The organism is Mesorhizobium tianshanense (genome assembly GCF_007830515.1).
Lineage (GTDB): Bacteria > Pseudomonadota > Alphaproteobacteria > Rhizobiales > Rhizobiaceae > Mesorhizobium > Mesorhizobium tianshanense.
Window position 1 is genome coordinate 1 of the sequence record NZ_VLKT01000139.1, and the last position, 2,379, is coordinate 2,379.

Below are 2,379 nucleotides of genomic sequence, written 5' to 3' on the forward strand. Positions count from 1 at the left end.
AAAAAAAAACGACTCGATCTGCCTTAACCGTCCGCGCGACCAGCCTCGTCGGCACATACGAACAACTGCGCGCCGCGGTGCTCAGCGCCCGGCTGATCACCGGATCAGGACTCGTAACCCTGCACCGTCAAGGCATGGTCGCCTGGATCAAGGCCGCAACGACAACTCCCAACTTTACGCCGCCTTGCCCGGTACATCGCCCCCCGTCGGCAGGCGCGATCGCCACCAGCGAGCTCACCCTCATCCTTGCCAGCCTTGTTGTCACGCTAACCGCGGAGCCAGCACATGCCTGACCTCAAAGTCACCGCCGATCACCTGCGGCGCGACGCCTACCTCTACATCCGTCAGTCGACGCTTCGACAGGTCGCCGAGAACGGCGAGAGCACGCAGCGACAATATGGGCTGCGTGATCGCGCCATTGCCGCCGGCTGGCCGACCGAACGCATCCACGTGATAGACCGCGACCTGGGCAAATCGGGATCCAGCGCCGTTGCCCGCGACGGCTTCCAGGAACTGGTCAGCGAAGTCGCGCTCGCCAAGGCCGGCGTCGTCATGGGGCTGGAGGTCTCGCGCCTGGCCCGCAACTCCGCCGACTGGCACCGGCTGCTTGAGCTGTGCGCCCTGACCAGCACCCTCATCCTCGATGAGGATGGCATCTACGACCCGGAAAGCTTCAACGACAGACTTCTTTTGGGTTTGAAAGGAACGATGTCGGAAGCCGAATTGCACTTCCTCAAGGCGCGCATGCGCGGCGGCCAACTCAACAAGGCAAGCCGCGGCGATCTGAAGATAGGCCCGCCCGTGGGCTTGGTCTACTTGCCCGATGGCACCCTCGCACTCGACCCGGACGCCGAGGTGCAGGCCGCGCTCCGCATGGTGTTCACCACCTTCGAGCGCCTGGGCAGCGCAACCAGAACCGTCAAGTTCTTCCTCGACGAAGGCATCCTGTTCCCGCGGCGACTGCGCAAGGGACTGCACAAAGGCGAACTCATGTGGGCGCCGCCACGGCACGCCCGCATCCTCCAGGTCCTGCATAATCCGAGATATGCCGGCGCCTTCGTCTACGGTCGAACGCGTGGACGGCCCCGGCCGGGCGGCGGCGTCTCGCAGATCAAGGTGGATATGGCTGACTGGCGGTTCGTCATGCCCGACCTGCATCCGGGCTATATCGACTGGGAGCGCTTCAAGGCCAACCAGGAGCGTCTCGCCACCAATGCGCAAGCCTACGGAATGCAGCGCCGCGCCGGGCCGGTCCGCGAAGGATCCGCCTTGCTCCAGGGCAGAGTTCTCTGCGGCCTTTGCGGCGGGCGCATGGGCGTCCATTACAGCCAGGAGCACGGTCAGCCTGTCCCGACCTATATCTGCCAGGAAACCGCCACCCGCCGTGGCGGCAAGGTCTGCCAGTCCGTGCCCGGCAAAGTCGTCGACCCGGCGGTGGGTGCATTGCTTGTCGAGCTGATGACGCCGATGACCCTTGAGGTCACCCTGGCGGTGCAGCGCGAGCTTGAGGCACGCGCCGCCGAGATGGACACGTTGCGCCGACAGCATATCGAGCGGACGCGTCATGACGCCGAGCTCGCCCGGCGCCGCTACATGAAGGTCGATCCCGACAATCGCCTCGTTGCCGACACTCTCGAGGCCGAGTGGAACGAGAAGCTGCGGCTCCACACCGACGTTGTCGAGGACTATGAACGACGCGCGCCCGAGGAAGCCGCCGCCCTCGACGCCGAGACGCAGCAACGCGTCCGCGATCTTGCCGAGCAGTTCCCGCGGATCTGGAGCGATGCCCGCATCGATGTCCGCGAGCGCAAGCGTATCCTGCGGCTGCTGGTCGCCGATGTCACCTTAATCAAGGCCGAGACGATTACCGCAAACGTGCGGCTCTCCGGCGGGGCGACCCGAACCTTGACGCTGGACCGGCCGCTGCCGATCTTCCAGATCCGTAAATCCAAGCCCGACTTGATCGCCGAGGTCGACCGCTTGCTCGACCGTTATTGCGATCGCGAGGTCGCCGACATCTTCAATGAACGCGGTCTGCGGACCTGGGACGGCAAGCCGTTCAATCTCAAGAAAATCGCTTTCATCCGCAGAACTTATAACCTGCCCGGTCGTCGCCAGCGCCTGCGCGATTGTGGTATGCTCACCACCCAGGAAGTGGCCGAACGCTTCGAGATCGCCGAGACCACCGTGCATCAATGGGGACGTCAGGGGCTCATCACCAAAGTCTACAGCGACAATCTCAGCCGGGGTCTGTGGGATATTCCTTCCCACCTCGAGATCATCAAAGGTCGCCCAGGCTGTAACGCTAATCCCGCCCGCCCTGCCTCCATTACCGTGCCATCAGCCGAACAGGACGCACTATGAAACCTTCGCCTTGTC

2 protein-coding genes are annotated in these 2,379 nt (G+C 64.0%); both read left to right on the top strand.

From position 1 onward, the window contains the following. Positions 1–293: hypothetical protein (locus tag IQ26_RS40195; RefSeq protein WP_208760316.1), on the top strand; the 293-nt coding region annotated here is incomplete at its 5' end. Continuing rightward, positions 286–2,364 carry a recombinase family protein gene (locus IQ26_RS38840; RefSeq protein ID WP_010913722.1) on the top strand — a complete coding sequence of 693 codons (2,079 nt, stop codon included), beginning with the start codon at positions 286–288 and terminating at the stop codon, positions 2,362–2,364. The genes IQ26_RS40195 and IQ26_RS38840, both read left to right, overlap by 8 nt. The last annotated feature ends 15 nt before the right edge of the window (positions 2,365–2,379 follow it).

What these genes read in the sequence shown, in the direction of transcription:
- IQ26_RS38840 (WP_010913722.1), top strand. Translation starts at nt 286, where the DNA reads ATGCCTGACCTCAAAGTCACCGCCGATCACCTGCGGCGCGACGCCTAC.